The following is a 21418-nucleotide window of genomic DNA, read 5'->3' on the forward strand; positions in this document are numbered from 1 at the left end:
CTGAAGTTTTTTAGAGGAATATAATAAAAAAACAGGCAATGATAGAGTCAATAACTATCATTACCTGCTTTTAAGAAGCAAATAATATTGGTTATCCTCCATCTCGATCAGTAGCGCATCATGCAATCCATACGTTCAGATTTGCATGACAGTATATTCCTTATTCAAGAACATACCAGCATAAAAAGGAAGACACCTATCTTATACTTCGGCAAGTAGCCCTTTTCCCTATGATCCTCGTTGTCATCCTCCCATAGGGTACTTATGCTAAATGCACCTCTACCTCATCGATATGATAAGGGTAGATTCGATTCAGTTGTCACGATGATTACTATATCAACATTTTTTTAGTTTGGCAAGGACCCAAATGGAATTTCTACAGAAGGATTTGTGCCTCCTTCACTATTGTTATAAAATTCCGGTACATCCCCATGAACGGTGTTTTGTGCAATAGGAATTTCGGTTTCTACGGTAGTTGTATCAGTGGAAAATGGTAATAAAATTCTTAAATTTACCTTAACACGTAAATAGAGTTGATACATTGTATTATTAATGGGATGATACTCTACTTTTGCTATAACTTGAGACTCCACATCCCCAATTGTCGCAAAATGAACGGGGATCTTAGGACCTAGATTATTTAGTAAAACATTATTCGTTACTTGCCCTAAAGGTATTCTTGCAATCTGTGGCTTTTCTAACAATTCTTGCTGTGTTGAACCGTTTTCTTGATCCACATCAATATCTAATGACTCACCTGGCTCGACTGCCTTTCCTTCTTCTAATCTTTCTAAATATTGTTGAACGCGGTAATGGGTTTGATAGTGTGTTCGATTAATCAATGGCATATTCCATTGGACAGAGCGTACATAGCCATTACTGTCATTTTCATCAATGATGATGATATCTTCATTTAACCCATCTCCAATTTTTTTATTTACCGCTTCGAATATGGCATTCCTTGCAAATTGATCCGTCTTAGCCTCAGCAATTTCTAAGAGTTTGGGTTCAAGTCCTTTGTTAATAATCCATAAGCTACCAAAAGTACTTATGATAAAAAACACAAAGGTTACCATAAATATTTGTCCGGGCGGAGGTGGTGCCATGGGTTTATGTTTTCGTCTAATTTTTTTCATAAAAAACCCCCTCTCCTAAACTTTATGCAAGTCTAGGACAGGGTTTGACTAAAAAACTTATGCATTTTTACTAAATAGTGTCGTATCACATTCTGTGACAATAACATTTAACTCTTTCGACATGTCTATTTCATAATACTCAGCGAGTTCCTGACCATTTTCCTCCAATATTCGAACCACTGGACGGTCACTGACATGTTTGTTTTGACGAGAAACAATCCCCTTACGTCCATCGCTTAAAACGACAGTTAATCCATTTGGATATGCTGCCACACTTTTTCTAAAGGCTTGTATCATTTTTTGATCAAATAGTGTCCCAGCACCTGCATATAGAATTTCTAAACCTTCGTGCGGTAGCATTGCATTTCGATAGACACGATTACTTGTCACTGCATCAAAAACATCAGCAATACCTAGTATTTTAGCGTACAAATGAATATCTTTTTCCGTTAATCCTCTAGGATATCCTGATCCATCTAACCGCTCATGATGTTGATAGGCACAATGTGCTGCGGTTAAGGGCACCGTTGGCATTTTCCGAAGCATATTAAAACCTGCTTCTGAATGCTCTTGAATTTGTTTGAATTCCTCGTCTGTTAGCTTCCCCGGCTTCAACAAAACGTCACGAGGTACAAGAACCTTTCCAACATCATGAAGCATAGCTCCATAACCCAGTTCTTCTAGTTTTTTAGATGGAAGTCCTAGCTCTGTTCCAAGTGCCAAAGCATAGATGGTGACATTTAAGGAATGTGTAAAGATGTAATCATCATATGTAAACACATCTGATAAAAGAGAGATCACCTCATTATGATCTTGCACTTCAGATAAAATATGGCGAACGATATCCACCATTTTTTCTCCAGTCTTATCAAAAATAAATGAATTAGCAACATCATCTGACCCACTCATAGTATCAAATGTATCCTTAATTGTATTAACGGCTTCTACACGAACTCGGTCGGAGATAGGCGATTTACTCTCAATATCATTTGTTGCTTCATCTTCTATGTACACATATGTAACACCAATGTCAGTGAGGCGGTTAATCATCCTTTTCGTAAGAGCAACACCCTCATGAATAAGGATCTGTCCCTTATCATTATAAATAGGCTTTGATAATTCATCACCTTCTGCTAATGAAAATGTTGATACAAGACGCATTTCATCCCAACCTAACTTTTACTATGTATTATTTTAACACTCGGTTCTTGATTATAAGAAATGCAACTGTTACAAATACCCTGACCCTTTACACCTAAAACTTTATTACTATAATTCATTCATTTATGTATTATTCTATTCCTATATGTAAACGAGTAAAAAGAATCTGTTATGCAACCTAAATATAACAGATCCTTAAGATATTCGTCGTAAATTATGTTTATTGTATCATGATTGTGATGGTTCGTCAGCTATTTTCAGTAAAGCATCTTTCCCTATCATGCCTTCTTCCCAACCGTATTTTTTCGCTCCTACTGTCACTTTTTCTAACGGAGCTTGGATGAGGTCGTCTATTGTGCGTACACCTACCGCCCTTGCTGCTACAATGTTTCGATCCGCAAGTTTCTCATTTAATAAATCAACGTCTAAAGCACCGCACATGATATACCCCTTTTCATTCGATACAACAAGCAGATTGGTTTGAGGAAGTTTCACACTTACTGCAGTAAATGGGACTCCCTCAATCATGACTGGTTCAACCGTTACCACATAAACCACTCCCTTCTTTCTACAATTTATGTAGATAAGAAGGGAAAGTGACTATTTTAGACTAAGTCTTTGTAATGTACTTGAAAGTAAATCTCTTAACAATTCAGGCATAAAGTAATACTTATCCCTACTATGCGATATTTCAGGTAACAATCGACCAAACGTAAATGTATCAGCTGTTGCTACGGTATAAGTTCTCTTATGGTCTAAGGGTTCACCTTGGAAGCGCACTTCTCTTACATGTTCATTTCCTTCTTGATCCTTTTCAGTTTCTACTTCTACACCAGAAAACACCATTCTTCCAAGCACTTCTCCACGGAAACCAAATCCTTTTAATTTTAACTCCATAAACCGTTTAGTATGTGCTTGTCGTATGACTTCTAACAGTTCGCTACCTGTAAGTGTTACCTTACAAGGATTAATTGGGTGAGGGCAGATTTTATGGATATCTCCTCTGGTTACAGGGCCTTCACTAAAAGGCTCCAAAAGTACACCTGCATTTAACATAGAAATGTCAGCATCAGTCCACTCTTTTAACGTGTAAACGAGTTCCTTGATGACTTTCGTTTCCTGAAACCAATGAACATCTAACGGTTCATTAAGCCTTACAACTACATCTTTCAAAATATCAGCTGCTTGATTATTGTATTGCTCAAGTTTTTGGCGCGTTTCTATATCCTCTTCTTGATTATCAAGTGGGTAAGCATATGCTTCCTTTTGTACGAGCTCATTCCGATCATGATCCCACTGTATAGCAACTTGCCCAACATAAACGCCATGCTTCCCTGCCGCAGTTAAAAGGGTGCCTTCCACCATCTCACCATCTCGAAATAGATGGTGTGTGTGGCCTCCTATAATCACATCTATACCTGAATATCGATTAGCTATTTCTTGATCATCATTGATACCAAGGTGAGACAGGAGAATGACGATATCCGATTGCGCACGTACCTCATCTAAATAATCATCGAGAAGTTGGAACGGTGAGTAGACATTCCACCCTAACAAACCATAAAAAGCTTTGAACGGTGCTGTTAATCCTATGATGCCTATTCTTGTACCTTGATCAGTGGTCAAAAAAGAATAAGGCTTAAGCCATGATGGTTTTTCTCTTTGAGCGTTCTCTAGATTAGCACAAACCACATCAAAATTGGCTTCATCATATAAATGAAACAACTCATCGTGAGACAACGTTATGCCTTCATTGTTACCAAGTGTGGCACAATCGTACCCTGCATCATTTAAAAGTGCTATATTTGCTGAACCTTTCATGGCTTCAGAAATGGGATGAAATCGATCAACGTGGTCCCCAACATCTAATAAAAACATTGTCTCATTTTTTTGTTCATGATAGTTCCGTTGATGCTTCCAATGTTGTACAATTTTTGGCCAGTTTTCAAAATGGCTATGTAAATCATTTGTATAATAAAGATAGATTTTCTCTTGCATATTATCGACTCCTTATCCTATCCCTTCCCAAATCAAACGAATTCCAATCAGAATTAAAATCACGCGAAGCACCCATTCAATCGTACGACTTTTCATGCGTTGATTGAGTTTAGCTCCTACAGTACCCCCAATCCAAGCTCCAGGGATAAACGCTAAAGTGTACACCCACTCAACATGACCAAGCGCAATATGGGTTCCTGAACTAAAGAGACTCATGAAAAAAATCATAAACATGGATGTAGCTGTCGCTATATGAGCCGGAAATCCAAATAATAAAATCATGGCAGGCACCATTAATGAGCCTCCACCAATTCCGAACAATCCAGATAAGATCCCGACACCAAAAGCTAAAAGAATCCCCCAAATTACTGGAACTGCGTAATAATGGGAGTGTCCATTGATGGTTAAGGAACGCTGTATATAGAATTTAGATTCTGCTGTTTTACTGTTTGGTTGACCTGATTTTTTGAAGAAGAAAAGTAGAGAAATTCCTATCATGACAAGGCCAAACACTAAAGAAAATGTATCGTCATTCAGAAATTGATTTAACCAAGAACCAAAGACTCCCCCTGGAAGACTTCCGATCAGAAAGATTAAACCACTTTTATAATCGATTCTTTTGCTTTTCCAATAGGAAATAGTTGAAGATAAACCGGTAAATACCATAACAACTAAGGAGATCCCTACAATCTTTTGAGGTGTTGCCCAGTTGAATGATTCTGATATATGATTCATAAATAAAAGGCTCGGAACTAATATGGTCCCTCCGCCTATTCCTGCAATACTGCCAATGAAAGCAGTGAAAAATCCGATAATGAGTAAGATAACAATGGTCAAAATGATGAACCCTCTCTGTTTGATTTCACTCTTTCATTATATTTTAGTGTAGAGGTAATGTCGAATATGTGAGGAGATTGGATGATTTCTTATTCTTTTATAGCCCCCCTTATCTTGAAGACTTGGAACCGAGATAAGTTGAGAGCAGTCCGTTGCTTTTATGAGAGGTAGGGGTTCAGAGAAACGGCAATACTCCTGCGGAAGACCGTCCGAGCCTCCTCGTCACTTCGTTCCTGCGGGGTCTCGGCCGCCCTTTCTACCGCGGGAGTTTGCCGTTTCCCTCACCCCTTTGCGTTTATGGAGATTAACGGACTCTGGTTGTGTGATTTCTTAACCTTACGGACATCTGTTCCGTTATTTTATCTTAATCTAACTTCATTGAAGAGCTTACGGACATTCATTCCGTTATTTGCTTCAAATCACCTTGAAAAAGACCAATTTGTCACAAATAAGGTATCATATGTCCGTAACGACTCTCGTAATGCCTTAAAAGTTCAAAATAAAGGAACAGATGTCCGTAAGCATCGACCTCTCAACATCGCTGCGGTTCCGTTATTCAACATTCGGCTAAGGTGGGCTGTGGAACGGGTTGACTCCTCCGGTAGAAAGGGCGAGCGAGATCCCGCAGGAACGTAGTGACGAGGAAGCTCGATCGGTCTTCCGGGGAAAGCAACCCGTTCCACAGCCCGCCGATCTGCATAAATGTAACGGAACCTCCCCTCACCAGCTTATTCAAGATAACTGCCATATAATTGAACATACATGCATACAAAGATATTCCCTTTTAAAACATAAAAAACCCCGCAAAAGCGGGGTTTTTCCAGATATATTAACCGATGGAACCTTCCATTTCGAATTTGATAAGGCGGTTCATTTCTACGGCATATTCCATTGGAAGTTCTTTCGTGAATGGCTCGATGAAGCCCATTACGATCATTTCAGTCGCTTCTTCTTCAGAGATACCGCGACTCATTAGATAGAATAACTGCTCTTCAGATACTTTAGATACCTTAGCTTCGTGCTCTAGAGAGATATTCTCATTGTAGATTTCGTTGTAAGGGATCGTATCTGATTTAGACTTGTTATCCATAATTAGCGTGTCACATTCTACGTTGGAACGTGCGCCTTCCGCTTTACGTCCGAATTGAACGATACCACGGTACGTTACGTTACCACCCTGCTTCGAAATCGACTTCGAAACGATTGTAGAAGAAGTATTCGGTGCTTGGTGAATCATCTTCGCACCTGCGTCCTGGTGCTGACCTTTACCTGCTAATGCGATAGAAAGAGTCATACCACGTGCACCTTCACCTGCTAAGATAACAGATGGATATTTCATTGTAAGCTTAGAACCTAAGTTACCGTCAACCCATTCCATTGTTCCGTTTGCTCCAACCTTAGCACGCTTCGTAACAAGGTTATAAACGTTGTTCGCCCAGTTCTGGATTGTTGTATAACGGCAGTAAGCATTATCTTTAACGTAGATCTCAACAACCGCGCTGTGTAGAGAGTTTGTTGTATAGACTGGTGCTGTACAACCTTCTACATAGTGAACAGATGCTTCTTCGTCTACGATAATTAACGTACGCTCAAACTGTCCCATATTTTCTGAGTTAATACGGAAATATGCCTGTAGTGGCGTTTCCGTTTTAACGCCTTTTGGTACATAGATGAATGAGCCACCAGACCAAACGGCTGAGTTAAGGGCAGAGAACTTGTTATCTGCTGGAGGAATGACTTTACCGAAATATTCTTTAAAAAGGTCCTCATTCTCTTTAAGAGCTGTATCTGTGTCTTTAAACACGATACCTTGCTTTTCAAGGTCTTCTTGCATGTTATGATAAACAACTTCAGATTCGTACTGAGCAGATACACCAGCAAGATACTTTTGCTCTGCTTCAGGGATACCTAGCTTATCAAACGTTTGCTTGATTTCCTCAGGTACTTCATCCCAAGAACGCTCAGATTTTTCAGATGGTTTTACATAGTACGTAATCTCATCAAAATCCAATTCGTTTAGATCGCCACCCCATTGTGGCATTGGCATTTTGTAAAACTGTTTAAGAGCTTTCAAACGGAATTCAAGCATCCATTCTGGCTCATCTTTTTGATTAGAAATCTCGCGAACAATATCTTCCGTTAGACCACGTTGTGTACGGAAGATGGATACGTCTTTATCATGAAATCCATATTTGTACTCTCCAACCTCAGGCGCTTTTTTTGCCATCGATCAAAACCTCCTTTAGGTGTGTAAAACTCACAGAGCTACTTACTCTTTCTCATCTACACCTTGTTCCATCGCTTTCCAAGCAAGAGTGGCACATTTAATACGTGCAGGGAATTTTGCAACGCCCTGTAAAGCTTGAATGTCACCCAAGTCTTCCAGCTTATCTTCGTCTACCTCTTTACCTTGCATGATATCAGAAAACATCTTTGACATGTCAACTGCTTCTTCTACGGTTTTCCCTTTGATCGCCTCTGTCATCATGGATGCAGAAGATAGAGAAATAGAGCAGCCTTCACCATCAAACTTAGCATCTGATACCTTCCCGTCTTCAACTTTTAAGTGCAATTGAATTCGGTCACCACAAGTTGGGTTATTCATATCAACAGTCATGGCACCCTCTTCAAGAGATCCTTTATTTCGAGGGTTCTTGTAGTGGTCCATGATAACTTGTCTGTATAGTTGATCGAGATTATTAAAAGACATCTCCGAAAAACTCCTTTGTCTTTTGTAATCCATCGACAAATGCATCCACATCTTCTTTCGTATTATACATATAGAAGCTAGCACGAGCTGTAGCTGAAACCTCTAACCATTTCATTAATGGTTGGGCACAATGGTGTCCAGCTCTTACGGCAATACCTTCAGCGTCTAATACGGTTGCCACATCGTGTGGGTGTACATCATCTAGATTGAATGTAACAAGTCCAGCACGTTCTTGAGGGCCATATACGGTTACACCGTCAATAGATTGCAGTCGATCTAACGCATATTGAGCTAGTTTTTTCTCGTGAGCTTCAATTTCTTCAAGTCCAACACTTTCTAGAAAATCGATTGCTGCTCCAAGCCCAATTGCTCCTGCAATGATTGGTGTTCCACCTTCAAACTTCCAAGGTAGCTCTTTCCAGGTAGAATCATATAAACCTACAAAGTCAATCATCTCACCGCCGAATTCGACGGGTTCCATTTTTTCTAGTATATCCTTTTTCCCGTAGAGAACTCCGATTCCTGTAGGTCCACCCATTTTATGTCCAGAAAAGGCGTAAAAGTCACAGTTTAAATCTTGAACATCAACGCGCATGTGTGGAGCTGCTTGAGCACCATCCACAAGCATAACAGCACCATGCTCATGAGCAATTTCAGTTACTTCCTTAATCGGATTGATTGAACCTAAGACGTTCGAAACGTGCATCATCGCAACAATTTTAGTATTGTCCGTGACGGTTTCTTTAACATCATCTAAGGAGATCGTGCCATCTTCCTGCAATGGAATATACTTTAACGTTGCTCCTGTAGCTTTAGCTGTTTGCTGCCATGGAATGATGTTACTGTGGTGCTCCATTGGAGTAATCACAATTTCATCACCTGGCTCCAGATTATCGCGACCATAGCTATAAGCAACAGTGTTAATTGAGGTTGTTGTACCTCTGGTGAAAATGATTTCTTGAGTGCTTTTGGCATTGATGAAGCGACGTACTTTTTCACGTGCTCCTTCATATCCATCTGTTGCCCAAGTACCAAGGGTGTGAACTCCACGGTGAACGTTTGAGTTGTACCCTTTATAATACTCTTCAATAGCACTAATGACTGATTGTGGCTTTTGGGATGTTGCCGCACTATCTAGATAAACCAATGGATGCCCGTTTACTTCCTGATGCAAGATCGGAAAAGCATTACGAACTTGTTTTACATCCATTAGTATACTTTCCTTTCAATTACTTCACGTAACTGGTTTTTAACAGCTTCGATAGGTAGTTGTTTAACAACTGGCGCTAAGAAACCATGGATCACTAAACGCTCAGCTTCTTCTTGGCTAATTCCACGACTCATTAGGTAGAATAACTGCTCAGGGTCAACACGACCTACTGATGCTGCGTGACCTGCTGTTACGTCGTCCTCTTCAATAAGAAGAATTGGGTTAGCATCACCGCGGGCACCGCTACTAAGCATAAGAACACGGGATTCTTGCTCTGCGTTAGATTTAGATGCGCCATGTTCGATTTTACCAATTCCGTTGAAGATAGCACTTGCATTGTCTTTCATAACACCATGTTGAAGGATATAACCTTCTGAGTTCACACCATAGTGTACGATCTTAGCTGTGAAGTTTTGTTTTTGACTACCGCGTCCAACAGATACGGTTTTCGCATCAGAATAAGCGTTATCGCCCATTAGGTACGTAACGTTTTCACTTACTGTGTTACCATCATTCATTTGACCAAGAGCCCACTGAATTGAAGCATCACGGTAAGCAACGCCACGACGGTTAACATACGTTGTTGTTCCTGATGCGAAATTATCAACAGCTCCGAAAGAAACTTTCGCGTTATCTTTAGCAATCACTTCTGTAACGATATTCGCAACCGTTTCATCCGATTCATTATGAGAAATATAGTTCTCAACATACGTTACAGAACTTCCTTCTTCTGCTACCACTAGAACATGGTTGAAAGTTGCAACGGATGGATCCTCTTGCCAAAATACAGATTGAATTGGCTGTTCAAGCTCTACATTTTTCGGAACATATACGAATACTCCGCCATTCATAAGAGCGGCATGAAGAGCTGTTAAACGATGCTCATCTACTTGTACGCCATCTTTCATGAAATATTGCTCAAGTAAGTCGGAATGTTCTTTTGCTGCTGTGAAAATATCTGTGAAAATAACGCCTTTATCTTTTAACTCTTGGTTAAGAGATGAGTACGCTACTGAGTTATTGCGTTGAATAAGAAGGTTCTGACCTTCGTCCTCAGTATTTAAAAAGCTCTGAATGCCTTCAGGAAGCTCAGTTAATGTGGAAATAGATTGACCTTCTGCTTCATGATTAAACTGAGAGAAGTTCCACTTGTCAATTTTGGTTTTGTCAGGCTTCGGCATTGGAAGTGTATCAGCTTTCTCCAACGCTTGTTGACGAAGCTCTGTCATCCATTTCGGCTCATTGCGTTTCTCTGAATATTGGCTGACATATTGTTTGTCGAATGGAAGTTGTGTGTCTACAGTCATGATATCCCTCCTAACTGATTACGCTTCTTGACCTACTGTTTCGTCTTCAATACCAAGCTCTTGCTTGATCCAATCATAACCTTCTTCTTCAAGGCGCTGAGCAAGTTCTGGTCCACCAGACTTCACGATGCGACCTTGCATCATAACGTGTACTTGATCAGGTGTGATATAGTTTAGCAGGCGCTGATAGTGGGTAATGATAAGGCAACCAAACCTCTCGTCGCGCATTTTGTTGATGCCTTTAGAAACCACTTTAAGTGCGTCGATATCAAGACCAGAGTCAATCTCGTCAAGAATTGCGATCTCAGGTTTATTCATCATTAACTGAAGAATTTCATTACGCTTCTTCTCACCACCGGAGAAACCTTCGTTTAGGTAACGCTGAGCCATGTTTTTATCCATTTCAAGTTCATCCATGTTTTTATCCATTTCTTTAATGAACTTCATTAGGTTTATTTCATCGCCCTCTTCACGCTTCGCATTAATAGAAGAACGAAGGAAATCAGAGTTCGTTACTCCGCTAATCTCACTTGGATATTGCATTGCAAGGAATAGACCTGCTTGTGCACGCTCGTCTACTTCCATCTCAAGAACATCTTCACCATCTAATGTGATGCTGCCACCCGTTACTTCATACTTAGGATGACCCATTACTGCTGATGCTAGAGTGGATTTACCTGTTCCGTTTGGTCCCATGACAGCGTGGAACTCGCCACCATTTATTGTAAGGTTTAAACCTTTAATGATTTCTTTACCTTCAATTTCTACATGAAGATCTTTGATTACTAGTGTTGATCCTGCCATTGCGATACCTCCAATATCTTTTGTTTTAGCCACATTTAAACATGAGGATCTAAAAGCTATTCTCAATTTATTCTCATTATAATCTTATAACATATGAAAAGTGATATCAACTTTTTTCCCTTGTTATACCGTGGTTTTCAACATGGTTATAGTGTAAATGTAAAAGCCCATAACACCTAGTTTCTACCTTATTACTTATGAACTTCACCTTACCCATGGTAACAAAATTTTGAACAGTGTTAAAACACAGTCTCGTTCATAAAGAAAAGCAGGCGTTTATTTTACCGCCTGCTTTTTTCATTTAGACATTATATTCTATATATTTAAGGATAACTTTTCCTAATAATTCATTATCGATGTATTTGTCTATCTACTTCTGCGACAATGCGTTGACTTTGTTCATAATCACTTTGCCTTCTTTGTTCAACCTTTAATCGTTGATCCAAACGCTGGCTATATTCTTGGTAGCCAATTCCATGAGATGCCTGCATAGCCTTTTCCATCTCATTTGTGTAATTCAAAGTCAGTTGGTCACTAATAGTGAATCCATCCCTTCAATTTGTATAAAAATATATTAGCACAGAGCTAATACCCTGAACAAAACCCATATAAACCAGTTATTAAGGATGGAAGAGTGATCAAAAGGAAGGGAACTTTATACCTTCTCACACCATAGAATTGTTTCCATATTCTCTTCATTGCTAACGTATATTCATGATTTGGGCTTACTGCTTATATTGAGTTAAATCCGTGATGCTATCTTGGACAAGCGTAACAGCTTGGCTTAACGCCGCTCCACCACCAAAGGCAGCTGCTACACCACACGCTTCCATCATTTCATCGCGTGAAGCACCATGATCTAAGCACCCTTTTGAATGATAAATAATGCAGTATTCATCTTGAGCAACGATACTGATCCCTAATGCTATCAACTGCTTCTCTTTCTGCGAAAGTGCACCTTCATCAAAACATTTTTCCGAAAACTCATTGAAATGATGAGCTAATTCAGGCATATGTTCAGAAAAGGCTCCCATGCCATGTTTATAATCAGATAACGCTTCTTCCGTTTTATTGATAGGTCTATTTTGTTGATCCATAAAAAATCCCTCCAGGATAGATTGTGACTACGCATAGTATGAGCAATCACTTCATTTCTATCCAAGGAGGGAAATAACAATTTTTTATTTTTCTACCGGTACAATCGCACCGTCGTATTCTTCTTTAATAAAGCTTACAATTTCTTTAGATTGAAGCACTTTAAGAAGTGTCTTAACGGCTTCGTTGTCTTTGTTTTTCGATTTTGTAACAATTAAGTTAGCATACGGAGATTCTGCACTTTCCTGGAAAAGAGAATCTTTTGTAGGATTTAATCCTGCTTTAATCGCATAGTTCGTATTAATTGCTACAAGAGCATCTTCTTCACGTTTATAGTTCTGTGGTAAAAGCTCTGCGTTTACATCAGCATGGAACTTAAGATTCTTCGGATTCTTAACGATATCTTCACGTGTTGCTTTAATTTTGTTGATACCTTCTTTAAGCTTAATAAGACCTTTTCTCTCAAATAGAGAAAGAATACGGCCGTGGTCTGCTACAGAACGACTCATAATTACGTTAGTACCTTTGGGAATCTCTTCAATACTCTTGATGTTTTTAGAGTACACGCCCATTGGTTCAATGTGTACAGGTCCTACACTTGCAAAGTCATATCCAAACTCTTCAATTTGATTTTCTAGGTAAGGCTTGTGCTGGAAATAGTTAGCATCAAGTCTTCCTTCTGATAAATCTCGGTTCGGTAGGATGTAATCTTGGTACGTTTCAATTTTAAGGTTAATTCCTTTTTCTGCAAGGATTGGCTTAGCTTTCTCTAAAATCTCAGCGTGCGGTGTAGTAGATGCTCCAACTACAAGCTCTTTCTTATCTTTTTGTTGATCTTTATTTTCTTGAGATTCTTGTTCCGTTTGTTCCTTATCATCCTGACTAGCGTTTGTGTTATTTCCTTCACTCGATCCACAAGCTGCTAGTGCCAGAATTGCTAATGATGTAATGATTAAAGTTAAGAATTTCTTCATCTTTTGTCTCTCCTTTTTTATCTTTTATCTAATTTATTGGAAATGAAGTCTCCAATGAATTGGAAAATGAATACAATTAAAACGATAAGCACAGTGCTTAAGAATACTACATCAAAATCCCATAGTTGGAATCCTTTCATGTAGGCTAAGTCACCAAGACCTCCTGCACCGATAACACCTGCCATTGCTGTATAACTAATGAGTGCAATAGCTGTAACAGTTAAACCGGAAACCAAGGCTGGCATTGATTCTGGTAATAAAACCTTGAAGATTATCGTTGATGTCTTCGCTCCCATAGCTTTAGCTGCTTCAATTACGCCTTTATCTACCTCCTTCAAGGCAATCTCAACCATACGTCCGTAGAACGGAGCTGCACCTATAATTAACGCAGGTAATGCTGCATTAGGTCCTCTGATTGTTCCCATCAACCAATCTGTGAATGGGAATAGTAGAAAAATAAGAATAATAAATGGAATGGCTCGGGATATATTCACAATGGTTGCAACAATAAAGTTCAATACTTTATTTGCCCATAAACCTTCTTTAGCAGTCAAATAAAGAAGTAAACCAAGGATAATACCGAAAATAAATGTCCCTAGTACGGAAATGCCAGTCATATAAAATGTTTCTTTTGTGGCTTCAACTAAATCCTCTACTCTTGCATTAGGAAACAATTTATGAAACATCGGAAGTCACCTCCACTTCAACAGATGTCTCTTCAATGTAACGGATCGCTTCTTGAATGGCTTCTTCTGATCCATCGATGTGTACAATGAGTGTTCCATAAGCACCCTTTTTCGTTTGTGTGATCTTTCCATGCATGATGTTTACTGCTACAGGGAAACGCTTAGCTATTTCACTAATAAGCGCTTGGTTCGTCTTCTCTCCAACAAAGTGAAGACGCATTACCTTTCCAGATTCATGTTGATTTGTAATGGTTGATAATGCATCTTCCTCGTCACGATCTCCCATAATCTGATCAACAAATCGCTTGGTGACGGGTTGTTGAGGGTGTAGGAAAACATCCAACACATCACCTTGTTCAACCACTCTGCCGTGTTCCATTACAGCTACTTGATGGCAAATCTTTCGGATAACATGCATCTCGTGAGTGATTAATATAATCGTTAGACCTAATTTTTCGTTAATATCAACAAGTAAGTCTAAGATTGAATCTGTTGTTTCTGGGTCTAGAGCAGATGTTGCTTCATCACATAGTAAAACTTTTGGATTGTTCGCAAGAGCTCTAGCAATTCCAACTCTTTGCTTCTGACCACCACTTAATTGAGATGGATAGGCATCCTCTCTTCCAGCTAGGCCAACTAATTGGATTAATTCATCTACACGCTTATTTCTCTCTTGTTTCGGAACCTTTGCAATTTCTAGAGGAAAGGCAATGTTTTCACGAACTGTTCTTGACCATAAAAGATTAAAGTGTTGGAAAATCATTGCGATATCTTGTCTTGCCTCTCGTAACTTGTTCGTGCTGAGATTTGTAACATCCTGATCATCAATGATGACCTCTCCACTAGTCGGCTCTTCTAATCGATTTAGTAGTCGAATGAGTGTACTTTTACCAGCACCGCTATAACCAATCACACCAAATATTTCGCCTTTGGGTATGGATATATTTAAATCTTCAACAGCTTTAACATCACCCGAGGATGATTTGAAGATCTTATTTAATCCTTTGATGGAAATCATGATGGCTTCTCCTCCTTGATCCAATAAAAAATGCCTTTCTATCCAAGAGGACAGAAAGGCATTTATATGTACCATAACGTCCTCTCATCTTTCTGAGATCATCATCTCAGCAGGATTTGGCACCTTCATAAACACAAAATATATGTTTAGCGGTTGCCGGGCTTCATAGGGCCAGTCCCTCCACCTCTCGTGATAAGAGTCTATCGCTTTATTTAATTAATAAATTAATACTTTAACTCGGTTAAGTTCTAAAAAGAATCTTATCATTGTGATTTTGTTGAGTCAATACTGTTATTATAATTTTTCGAAAAAGTATTAGTATAAAAAAATCCTCTTCAAAGATGAAGAGGATTTTTACGTTTTGTATATCCTCTTATCTCGCAGAAACCGTTTGTTCTTCAGGAATTAGCACCAATCCAATTTGGACGGTTGCCGGGCTTCGTAGGGCCAGTCCCTCCACCACTCATGATAAGATTTTTATATTCGTTTTAATATTGTTGATTATGTTAGCATGATGTATAGATAAACGTCAATTATTTTTTACAGGAGGATCATAAATGAAAGCTCCTTTATTTGAGTTACAGACAATAGATGGAGAAACCTATCAACTTGAACAAGACTTAGGGAAGGTTGTTATGCTCACCTTTTGGGCTTCCTGGTGTCCGGATTGTGGACGTGACTTACCAAAAAAAGAACAGTTTTATCAATCTGTTCCTAAGGATCAAGTTAAAATGTTAACGATAAATGTTGTAGGCAGAGAGCGAAATGTACAAGAAGGTTTGAATTACGCTGAGAAGTTTTTAACTCAGCCTACACTATTAGATGATGGTCGGAAAACTTATGATCAGTATGAATGCGAGGGTGTGCCTACAACCATCATCATTGACCAAAATGGGGAAATTGCTCACCATTTCGGAGATAAAGCAGTAATGATGGATATCATTAAGGCTGTAGGAGAAATAATTTAAGAAGCTAGATGAAACAAAGCTTCTACAAACAATAAATCCCGAAATTGCCCTTTCGCTTGGAGCGATTGCTCAGGCAAGGTTAATAAACGCTTATTTCCATTCCAAATATTTTGTAACACCGGAAACTGAGCATGGATAGTGACATTTGGATGTTGCTGTTCATGCTCAAAAATTTCAATTACTTTCCCATCCACTATAACTCCCACAATATCCTGGTCATCATAAAAATGAATGACAATATGTTTCTCAGCTAACATGTGCTCAAGGTCTTTTCGTTTTTCTATTCGATCTTTCCATTGATAAAGCTCATTTACATCCATATGTCTGCTCCTTTTGTCTCACATCTCTCCTTTTTATGTTCGCTATGTAGCTTGGAATTCCTTTAGTTACTTTTCGACAAATTGTTTGTGATTTTTCTTATGCACTTAATGGATTTTCAACATTTATCCTCTCTACTTCCTCACTTATAAAATCCCCTTCGACACTCAAACGTTCTTTGTATTCCCAAATAAATAAAAAAAGCCTCGGGACTTATAATCCCAAGGCTTTTCCTTAACTATATTTTTTTACAATCTCAAGCATATGAGGCACTGAATGAAAGGCGTAAATTTTCTCACATACTTCGTTTTCATTTAATACTAATAAACAAGGTACACTTTCAACTTTGTATTTTTGCATCATATCAGGAAACAAGGGTGCGTTTACATCATAAAAAATTTCTTTTCCCCATAGTTCCTCGATAGCATCCAACATTTTTCTTGCTACATGACACGTTCCACAGAATGGGCTGTGGATAAAAAATAATGTGTACGTACCTTTGTGGATTTCAAGTTCTTCCTTGACCTGAATCATTCTTTACCACCTTTAGGCTAGAAATAACGGGTCGACGGATATGCTTCTACTGACAAGTGCAGATGCCAGTTCTAGCTCAGGAGTAGCAGCAACTTCTCGAAAGGACTTATCAATATAAATGTGCTCTGCATGGGGTAATTCTTCTGATAACTGCTTTCGAAGCTTATGCCCTGAATCATCCTCATCAACCAAAATAAATACATCTTTATGATCTAAGTCATATTCAAAAATTAGTTCTTCAAGACGTTCAACACCGAGTGTACCATTCGTGCAGATGATTTCGACATTTTCATTTATAATTTTTTTGATCTGTTGTTTATCGGTTTTTCCTTCAACAATGATCACTTTCTCTAATTCATCCATCCATATCACCTGTTTTCTCAACATTCTTTTCTTTATTTTATGTTATGAGGTGCGATAAATGCTACTGCTATGTCCCTATATAGACTGAAAAAAGGCATTTCCAAAATAAATTTCAAGTGTAAAAAATGGCAGTGGGAAATTGTCCACTGCCATTACCATTCTATTTAGCACCAACCTTTTGTTTCATCACAATCCACATACTTATCCACTTGAGATGGAATCGCTGTTCCACGCCAAGATTCTTTTTTGTGATTTTGTGCAGAAGGCTTGCCTTTGGTATTTTTAGTTCGTTGATTTTGTTGCTTATGGTTTTGTTTAGACATTAAAGGATCACCCCTTACACTTAGAATGTCCTTTGTTGTCTATACTATTTTTCCAATATTATTCTTCTTCAATCATTTCTTGGTATTGATCTGCTGACATTAGTTCGTCAATCTCACCATTGTTAGATGGTTCTACAATGATCATCCATGCTTTATCATATGGAGATTCGTTAACAAACTCAGGGCTATCCTCTAGCTCTTCGTTGATGCCAACAACTTTACCAGTTAGCGGGGCATAAAGTTCAGATACTGTTTTAACAGACTCTACACTACCAAAAGGCTCGTCTGCTTCAATTTCATCGCCTACTTCTGGAAGTTCAACGAATACAATGTCGCCTAGCTCAGACTGTGCGTGATCTGTAATTCCGATACGAACTTTGTCGCCTTCTACTTTTACCCATTCGTGCTCTTCTGAATAATATAACTCTTTTGGTAAACTCATGTGTACCCCTCCATTTTCTACTACTTCATAGTAAATGTATTAAATTTGGCCAAGTTAGCCAAATGTTTTGCTCACTATTTCCAAGTATCCTCAAATGTTTCTTCTTTAAACCCTACAGTCACCTTATTTCCATCTGTAACAATAGGTCTTTTAATCAGCATGCCATCTGAAGCTAGCCACTCTGCCATTTGATCTTCAGTCGCATCCTGAAGCTTGTCCTTCATACCAAGTTCACGATATTTTTTCCCACTTGTGTTGAAAAACTTTTTAGCCGGAAGACCACTTTGTTCGATAAAAGTTTTGAGCTGCTCTTTCGTGGGTGGGTTCTCTACAATATGTACGGTTTCATATGACTTCTCATTTTCATCAAGCCATTTTTTTGCTTTTTTACAAGTACCACATTGTGGGTACCAATAAAATGTTAGTGCCAAACCAAGAACCTCCTTCTATGTATCACCATTATTTTATCATTATTATAATCATCTGACTATCTTGGTTACAAAACAATCCTACCACTCATTTAGCGGTAGGATTGCTTATAATCATTATACCCAATTATACAACATATTTCTCTTCTTTAATAATTGTTGCAGCAATTTCACGTTTCTTTGAAATTACATTAATTGGTGTGTGACGAGTCAATTTACGTAGTGCTGATAGCATCATGCGAAGTGTATCGCCTTCTTCACTAGCAATAAGCGTTTCCTTAGCATGAGCTTCAATACGGTTGAATGCTTCTTGAACGAAAACTTGAGTCATAAGAAGTTTGTGTTGGTTCTTCTCTTCACCAGTTTTATTAATTGCTTTTTCAGTACGTAGGATAGCGGATTCCATATTGTAAATCTCACCTACGATGTCTGCGATATTCACAAGCAGTTCTTGTTCATTTTCAAGCTTTTCACCATATTTCTGAGCAGCAAGACCTGCAGCTAACAAGCCAATTTTCTTAGCATTTTTCAGTAGGTATTTCTCTTGCTCTAACGTCTCAGTTCCAGGCTCTTCCGGCATCATCATCATAAGCTCTTCCTGTAAACTTTGAGCTTTTTGAAGTAATGGTAACTCGCCTTTCATTGCTTTTTTCAGCAATGTACCTGGTACGATCATACGGTTTATTTCATTTGTACCTTCAAAGATTCGGTTGATACGAGAATCACGGTAAATGCGTTCTACTTCATATTCTTGCATGAAGCCATAACCTCCGTGAAGCTGTACTGCTTCGTCCGCAACATAGTCTAGAAGCTCTGTACCTAATACTTTTCCAATGGAACACTCAATTGCATATTCAGCAATCGCCTTCGCTACTTTAGAGCCGTCTTTAAGCTCCTCTTCACTCAACTTACTCATGCGTTGCTCGAACAATCCAACTGTGCGATAAACACCACTTTCATTGGCATACGTTTCAGCTGCCATCTTCCCTAGTTTTTCTTGCGTAAGTGGGAAGCTTGAGATAGCTGTATTGAACTGTTTACGCTCATTTGTATATTTTACTGCTAGTTCTAGAGCACGCTTGGATCCACCAACGCCTCCGATTGCTAGTTTGTAACGACCAACGTTTAGAATGTTAAAGGCGATGACATGACCACGGCCAATTTCACCAAGTACATTTTCAACTGGAACTTCAGCATCTTCAAGGATCAATGTACGTGTACTTGAGCTCTTAATTCCCATTTTCTTTTCTTCAGGACCTGTAGAAACTCCATTATAATCACGTTCTACAATGAAAGCTGTGAATTTATCTCCATCAACTTTTGCATAGACAACGAACACGTCAGCAAATGCCGAGTTTGTAATCCATTGTTTCTCACCATTCAAAATATAGTGCGTTCCTGCTTCATTTAACTTCGCTGTTGTTTTAGCACCTAAAGCATCTGAACCTGAACCTGGCTCTGTTAATGCATACGCTGCTAACTTTTCACCTGTAGCTAGTGCTGGTAGGTACTTTTGCTTTTGATCTTCATTACCGAAGAAAACAATGGGTAGGGACCCTATTCCTACATGAGCACCATGTGTTACGGAGAATCCACCTGCTAGAGAGAACTTTTCAGTGATTAAGGATGAACTGATTTTATCAAGGCCTAATCCTCCATATTCTTCAGGAACATCAGCACCTAAAAGACCTAGTTCTCCAGCTTGCTTCAGTAAGTTTACGGAATGCTCAAATTCATGGTTTTCAAGGTTAGGGATTTTCGGTACAACTTCTCCCATCACAAAGTCTTCCGTAGTTTTCGCGATCATTTTGTGTTCATCATTAAAATCTTCAGGGGTAATGATATCCTCCGCTTCTAGATCCTCAATGATAAACGCTCCACCTTTAAACACTTGCTCTTTTGTTTCACTCATAAGGGTTTCCTCCTTTAAATAAGTTCAAATACTCCAGCAGCGCCCATTCCGCCACCAATACACATCGTTACAACACCATATTTCTCATTACGACGCTTCATTTCGTGCATTAAACTTAAGGTTAGCTTTGTACCTGTACAGCCTAGTGGGTGACCAAGTGCAATAGCTCCTCCGTTTACATTCACTTTATCTTCATCAAGACCCAACTCGCGGATAACTTGCACGGACTGAGAGGCAAATGCTTCATTTAATTCAAACAATCCAATATCTTCCTGACTTAAACCAGCAAGCTTTAATGCTTTTGGAATCGCCTTAACAGGTCCAACCCCCATGATTTCAGGTTCAACACCTGCTACAGCAAAAGAACGAAACTTCACTAAAGGTGTTAACCCTTCTGCTTCCGCTTTTTCACGATCCATAATCAGTACAGATGCAGCGCCGTCACTCATTTGAGAAGAGTTGCCAGCTGTTACGGTACCGCCTACTGAGAATGCAGGACGTAACTTCGCTAGCCCTTCCATGTTTGTACCAGGACGAACACCTTCATCCACGCTAAACTGAATCTCTTTTTCTTGAAGCTTGTTGTCGCCACCAAGAGTTCTGTGAATCACATCCACTGGAACAATCTCATCTTGGAACTTTCCTTCTTGAATTGCTTTAGCAGCTTTTTCATGACTTTTTATTGCAAAAGCATCTTGCTCCTCACGAGTAATACCGTACTTTTTCGCTACTTCTTCAGCAGTAAAACCCATGCCCATGTAATACTCAGGTGCATTTTCTACAAGCTTCACATTGGGTTTAATAACGTGTCCTGGTACTGGTACTAGACTCATAGATTCAGCACCACCAGCAATAATGGTGTCACTATATCCAAGCATAATACGCTCTGCTGCATAAGCGATACTTTGAAGTCCGCTGGAGCAATAACGGTTGATGGTAATGCCAGGAACTGTGTGAGATAGCCCAGCTAAAGCTGCAATGCTTCGAGCCATGTTCGTTCCTTGCTCAGCTTCTGGAATCGCACAACCGATAATGACATCATCTATATTGCCATCGTAGTTTCCAGCTCGTTTTAATGTTTCTTTTATCGTTAATGCTGCTAAATCATCTGGTCTTGTATTCGCTAATGTTCCTTTACTTGCTTTCCCAACAGGTGTACGAGCACCTGCTACGATTACAGCTTCCTTCACGATC

The 21418-nt window shown here is 39.1% G+C and carries 25 protein-coding genes and 3 riboswitches; of the genes, 2 read left to right on the forward strand and 23 right to left on the reverse strand.

The window, feature by feature from the left end; translation table 11 throughout:
- Window positions 1–103: 103 nt before the first annotated feature.
- Window positions 104–290, reverse strand: a riboswitch (Lysine riboswitch).
- A 57-nt stretch (window positions 291–347) separates the two neighbouring features.
- The 5 genes from yunB to GS400_RS16020 form a co-directional block, all read right to left on the reverse strand.
- Entirely contained in the window at window positions 348–1136 is a 789-nt protein-coding gene (gene yunB, locus GS400_RS16000; protein ID WP_160103430.1) for a sporulation protein YunB, read from the reverse strand.
- Between the two features lie 57 nt (window positions 1137–1193).
- Window positions 1194–2297, reverse strand: a complete 1104-nt coding sequence (locus tag GS400_RS16005; protein ID WP_160103432.1) for an HD-GYP domain-containing protein — start codon at window positions 2295–2297, stop codon at window positions 1194–1196.
- Between the two features lie 228 nt (window positions 2298–2525).
- Window positions 2526–2846: a YunC family protein gene (locus GS400_RS16010; RefSeq protein ID WP_160103434.1), complete on the reverse strand. Its 321-nt coding sequence runs from the start codon at window positions 2844–2846 to the stop codon at window positions 2526–2528.
- A 51-nt stretch (window positions 2847–2897) separates the two neighbouring features.
- Complete coding sequence (locus GS400_RS16015) at window positions 2898–4295, reverse strand: bifunctional metallophosphatase/5'-nucleotidase (RefSeq protein WP_160103436.1); 1398 nt, start codon at window positions 4293–4295, stop codon at window positions 2898–2900.
- A 12-nt stretch (window positions 4296–4307) separates the two neighbouring features.
- Window positions 4308–5132 carry a sulfite exporter TauE/SafE family protein gene (locus GS400_RS16020; RefSeq protein ID WP_160103438.1) on the reverse strand — a complete coding sequence of 275 codons (825 nt, stop codon included), beginning with the start codon at window positions 5130–5132 and terminating at the stop codon, window positions 4308–4310.
- A 297-nt stretch (window positions 5133–5429) separates the two neighbouring features.
- Here GS400_RS16020 and GS400_RS16025 point away from each other — a divergent pair, with 297 nt between their 5' ends.
- A complete protein-coding gene (locus GS400_RS16025; protein WP_160103440.1) occupies window positions 5430–5768 on the forward strand; it encodes a hypothetical protein in 339 nt (112 codons plus the stop codon).
- A 193-nt stretch (window positions 5769–5961) separates the two neighbouring features.
- Here GS400_RS16025 and sufB read toward each other — a convergent pair whose 3' ends face one another.
- From sufB to GS400_RS16070, 10 genes are all read right to left on the reverse strand, one after another.
- A complete protein-coding gene (gene sufB, locus GS400_RS16030; protein WP_160103442.1) occupies window positions 5962–7359 on the reverse strand; it encodes a Fe-S cluster assembly protein SufB in 1398 nt (465 codons plus the stop codon).
- 42 nt (window positions 7360–7401) lie between these two features.
- Window positions 7402–7842 (reverse strand): Fe-S cluster assembly sulfur transfer protein SufU, encoded by a 441-nt coding sequence (gene sufU / locus GS400_RS16035; RefSeq protein WP_160103444.1) that lies wholly within the window; start codon window positions 7840–7842, stop codon window positions 7402–7404.
- Complete coding sequence (locus GS400_RS16040) at window positions 7832–9052, reverse strand: cysteine desulfurase (RefSeq protein WP_160103446.1); 1221 nt, start codon at window positions 9050–9052, stop codon at window positions 7832–7834. Before GS400_RS16040 ends, sufU begins: the two co-directional genes overlap by 11 nt.
- Complete coding sequence (sufD, locus tag GS400_RS16045; RefSeq protein ID WP_160103448.1) at window positions 9052–10359, reverse strand: Fe-S cluster assembly protein SufD; 1308 nt, start codon at window positions 10357–10359, stop codon at window positions 9052–9054. Before sufD ends, GS400_RS16040 begins: the two co-directional genes overlap by 1 nt.
- A gap of 18 nt (window positions 10360–10377) precedes the next feature.
- Window positions 10378–11163 (reverse strand): Fe-S cluster assembly ATPase SufC, encoded by a 786-nt coding sequence (gene sufC / locus GS400_RS16050; protein WP_160104662.1) that lies wholly within the window; start codon window positions 11161–11163, stop codon window positions 10378–10380.
- Window positions 11164–11513: 350 nt separating this feature from the next.
- Window positions 11514–11684 carry a YuzK family famiily protein gene (locus GS400_RS20075; RefSeq protein ID WP_154657324.1) on the reverse strand — a complete coding sequence of 57 codons (171 nt, stop codon included), beginning with the start codon at window positions 11682–11684 and terminating at the stop codon, window positions 11514–11516.
- 204 nt (window positions 11685–11888) lie between these two features.
- Window positions 11889–12260, reverse strand: coding sequence for a carboxymuconolactone decarboxylase family protein (locus GS400_RS16055; RefSeq protein WP_160103450.1), 372 nt, complete (start codon window positions 12258–12260; stop codon window positions 11889–11891).
- Between the two features lie 84 nt (window positions 12261–12344).
- On the reverse strand, window positions 12345–13232 hold the full coding sequence (locus tag GS400_RS16060; protein WP_160103452.1) for a MetQ/NlpA family ABC transporter substrate-binding protein: 888 nt from the start codon (window positions 13230–13232) through the stop codon (window positions 12345–12347).
- 17 nt (window positions 13233–13249) lie between these two features.
- Window positions 13250–13918 carry a methionine ABC transporter permease gene (locus GS400_RS16065; protein ID WP_160103454.1) on the reverse strand — a complete coding sequence of 223 codons (669 nt, stop codon included), beginning with the start codon at window positions 13916–13918 and terminating at the stop codon, window positions 13250–13252.
- On the reverse strand, window positions 13908–14936 hold the full coding sequence (locus GS400_RS16070) for a methionine ABC transporter ATP-binding protein (protein ID WP_160103456.1): 1029 nt from the start codon (window positions 14934–14936) through the stop codon (window positions 13908–13910). The genes GS400_RS16065 and GS400_RS16070 overlap by 11 nt, the downstream gene beginning before the upstream one ends.
- A gap of 81 nt (window positions 14937–15017) precedes the next feature.
- A riboswitch (SAM riboswitch) is annotated at window positions 15018–15135 on the reverse strand.
- Between the two features lie 171 nt (window positions 15136–15306).
- Window positions 15307–15411, reverse strand: a riboswitch (SAM riboswitch).
- Window positions 15412–15493: 82 nt separating this feature from the next.
- On the opposite strand from GS400_RS16070, the gene GS400_RS16075 reads away from it, so the two are divergent.
- Window positions 15494–15904, forward strand: a complete 411-nt coding sequence (locus tag GS400_RS16075) for a TlpA disulfide reductase family protein (RefSeq protein WP_160103458.1) — start codon at window positions 15494–15496, stop codon at window positions 15902–15904.
- Here GS400_RS16075 and GS400_RS16080 read toward each other — a convergent pair.
- The 8 genes from GS400_RS16080 to GS400_RS16115 form a co-directional block, all read right to left on the reverse strand.
- Window positions 15901–16224 (reverse strand): hypothetical protein, encoded by a 324-nt coding sequence (locus GS400_RS16080; protein WP_160103460.1) that lies wholly within the window; start codon window positions 16222–16224, stop codon window positions 15901–15903. The two genes, GS400_RS16075 and GS400_RS16080, sit on opposite strands and share 4 nt — an antisense overlap.
- A 232-nt stretch (window positions 16225–16456) precedes the next feature.
- Window positions 16457–16756: a thioredoxin family protein gene (locus GS400_RS16085; protein WP_160103462.1), complete on the reverse strand. Its 300-nt coding sequence runs from the start codon at window positions 16754–16756 to the stop codon at window positions 16457–16459.
- Between the two features lie 12 nt (window positions 16757–16768).
- Window positions 16769–17119, reverse strand: coding sequence for a toprim domain-containing protein (locus GS400_RS16090; RefSeq protein ID WP_027445965.1), 351 nt, complete (start codon window positions 17117–17119; stop codon window positions 16769–16771).
- A gap of 164 nt (window positions 17120–17283) precedes the next feature.
- A complete protein-coding gene (locus GS400_RS16095; protein ID WP_160103464.1) occupies window positions 17284–17442 on the reverse strand; it encodes a hypothetical protein in 159 nt (52 codons plus the stop codon).
- A 58-nt stretch (window positions 17443–17500) separates the two neighbouring features.
- Complete coding sequence (gcvH, locus tag GS400_RS16100) at window positions 17501–17884, reverse strand: glycine cleavage system protein GcvH (RefSeq protein WP_160103466.1); 384 nt, start codon at window positions 17882–17884, stop codon at window positions 17501–17503.
- A gap of 74 nt (window positions 17885–17958) precedes the next feature.
- Entirely contained in the window at window positions 17959–18315 is a 357-nt protein-coding gene (locus tag GS400_RS16105) for an arsenate reductase family protein (protein WP_160103468.1), read from the reverse strand.
- A 124-nt stretch (window positions 18316–18439) separates the two neighbouring features.
- Window positions 18440–20224, reverse strand: a complete 1785-nt coding sequence (locus tag GS400_RS16110; protein WP_160103470.1) for an acyl-CoA dehydrogenase family protein — start codon at window positions 20222–20224, stop codon at window positions 18440–18442.
- Window positions 20225–20238: 14 nt separating this feature from the next.
- Complete coding sequence (locus GS400_RS16115) at window positions 20239–21414, reverse strand: acetyl-CoA C-acetyltransferase (protein WP_160103472.1); 1176 nt, start codon at window positions 21412–21414, stop codon at window positions 20239–20241.
- Window positions 21415–21418 lie beyond the last annotated feature (4 nt).

The sequence above is a fragment of the Pontibacillus sp. HMF3514 genome (genome assembly GCF_009858175.1).
Lineage (GTDB): Bacteria > Bacillota > Bacilli > Bacillales > BH030062 > Pontibacillus.

Excerpts from the sequence above, each read along its gene's own strand:
- sufC (WP_160104662.1), bottom strand. The coding sequence starts at position 11,163 with ATGGCAGGATCAACACTAGTAATCAAAGATCTTCATGTAGAAATTGAA.
- GS400_RS16110 (WP_160103470.1), bottom strand. The coding sequence starts at position 20,224 with ATGAGTGAAACAAAAGAGCAAGTGTTTAAAGGTGGAGCGTTTATCATT.
- GS400_RS16065 (WP_160103454.1), bottom strand. The coding sequence starts at position 13,918 with ATGTTTCATAAATTGTTTCCTAATGCAAGAGTAGAGGATTTAGTTGAA.
- gcvH (WP_160103466.1), bottom strand. The coding sequence starts at position 17,884 with ATGAGTTTACCAAAAGAGTTATATTATTCAGAAGAGCACGAATGGGTA.
- GS400_RS16060 (WP_160103452.1), bottom strand. The coding sequence starts at position 13,232 with ATGAAGAAATTCTTAACTTTAATCATTACATCATTAGCAATTCTGGCA.
- GS400_RS16070 (WP_160103456.1), bottom strand. The coding sequence starts at position 14,936 with ATGATTTCCATCAAAGGATTAAATAAGATCTTCAAATCATCCTCGGGT.
- GS400_RS16080 (WP_160103460.1), bottom strand. The coding sequence starts at position 16,224 with ATGGATGTAAATGAGCTTTATCAATGGAAAGATCGAATAGAAAAACGA.
- GS400_RS16095 (WP_160103464.1), bottom strand. The coding sequence starts at position 17,442 with ATGTCTAAACAAAACCATAAGCAACAAAATCAACGAACTAAAAATACC.
- GS400_RS16005 (WP_160103432.1), bottom strand. The coding sequence starts at position 2,297 with ATGCGTCTTGTATCAACATTTTCATTAGCAGAAGGTGATGAATTATCA.
- GS400_RS16055 (WP_160103450.1), bottom strand. The coding sequence starts at position 12,260 with ATGGATCAACAAAATAGACCTATCAATAAAACGGAAGAAGCGTTATCT.
- sufD (WP_160103448.1), bottom strand. The coding sequence starts at position 10,359 with ATGACTGTAGACACACAACTTCCATTCGACAAACAATATGTCAGCCAA.
- GS400_RS16015 (WP_160103436.1), bottom strand. The coding sequence starts at position 4,295 with ATGCAAGAGAAAATCTATCTTTATTATACAAATGATTTACATAGCCAT.
- GS400_RS16085 (WP_160103462.1), bottom strand. The coding sequence starts at position 16,756 with ATGATTCAGGTCAAGGAAGAACTTGAAATCCACAAAGGTACGTACACA.
- yunB (WP_160103430.1), bottom strand. The coding sequence starts at position 1,136 with ATGAAAAAAATTAGACGAAAACATAAACCCATGGCACCACCTCCGCCC.
- sufB (WP_160103442.1), bottom strand. The coding sequence starts at position 7,359 with ATGGCAAAAAAAGCGCCTGAGGTTGGAGAGTACAAATATGGATTTCAT.
- GS400_RS16025 (WP_160103440.1), top strand. The coding sequence starts at position 5,430 with ATGGAGATTAACGGACTCTGGTTGTGTGATTTCTTAACCTTACGGACA.
- GS400_RS16075 (WP_160103458.1), top strand. The coding sequence starts at position 15,494 with ATGAAAGCTCCTTTATTTGAGTTACAGACAATAGATGGAGAAACCTAT.
- GS400_RS16040 (WP_160103446.1), bottom strand. The coding sequence starts at position 9,052 with ATGGATGTAAAACAAGTTCGTAATGCTTTTCCGATCTTGCATCAGGAA.
- GS400_RS16090 (WP_027445965.1), bottom strand. The coding sequence starts at position 17,119 with ATGGATGAATTAGAGAAAGTGATCATTGTTGAAGGAAAAACCGATAAA.
- sufU (WP_160103444.1), bottom strand. The coding sequence starts at position 7,842 with ATGTCTTTTAATAATCTCGATCAACTATACAGACAAGTTATCATGGAC.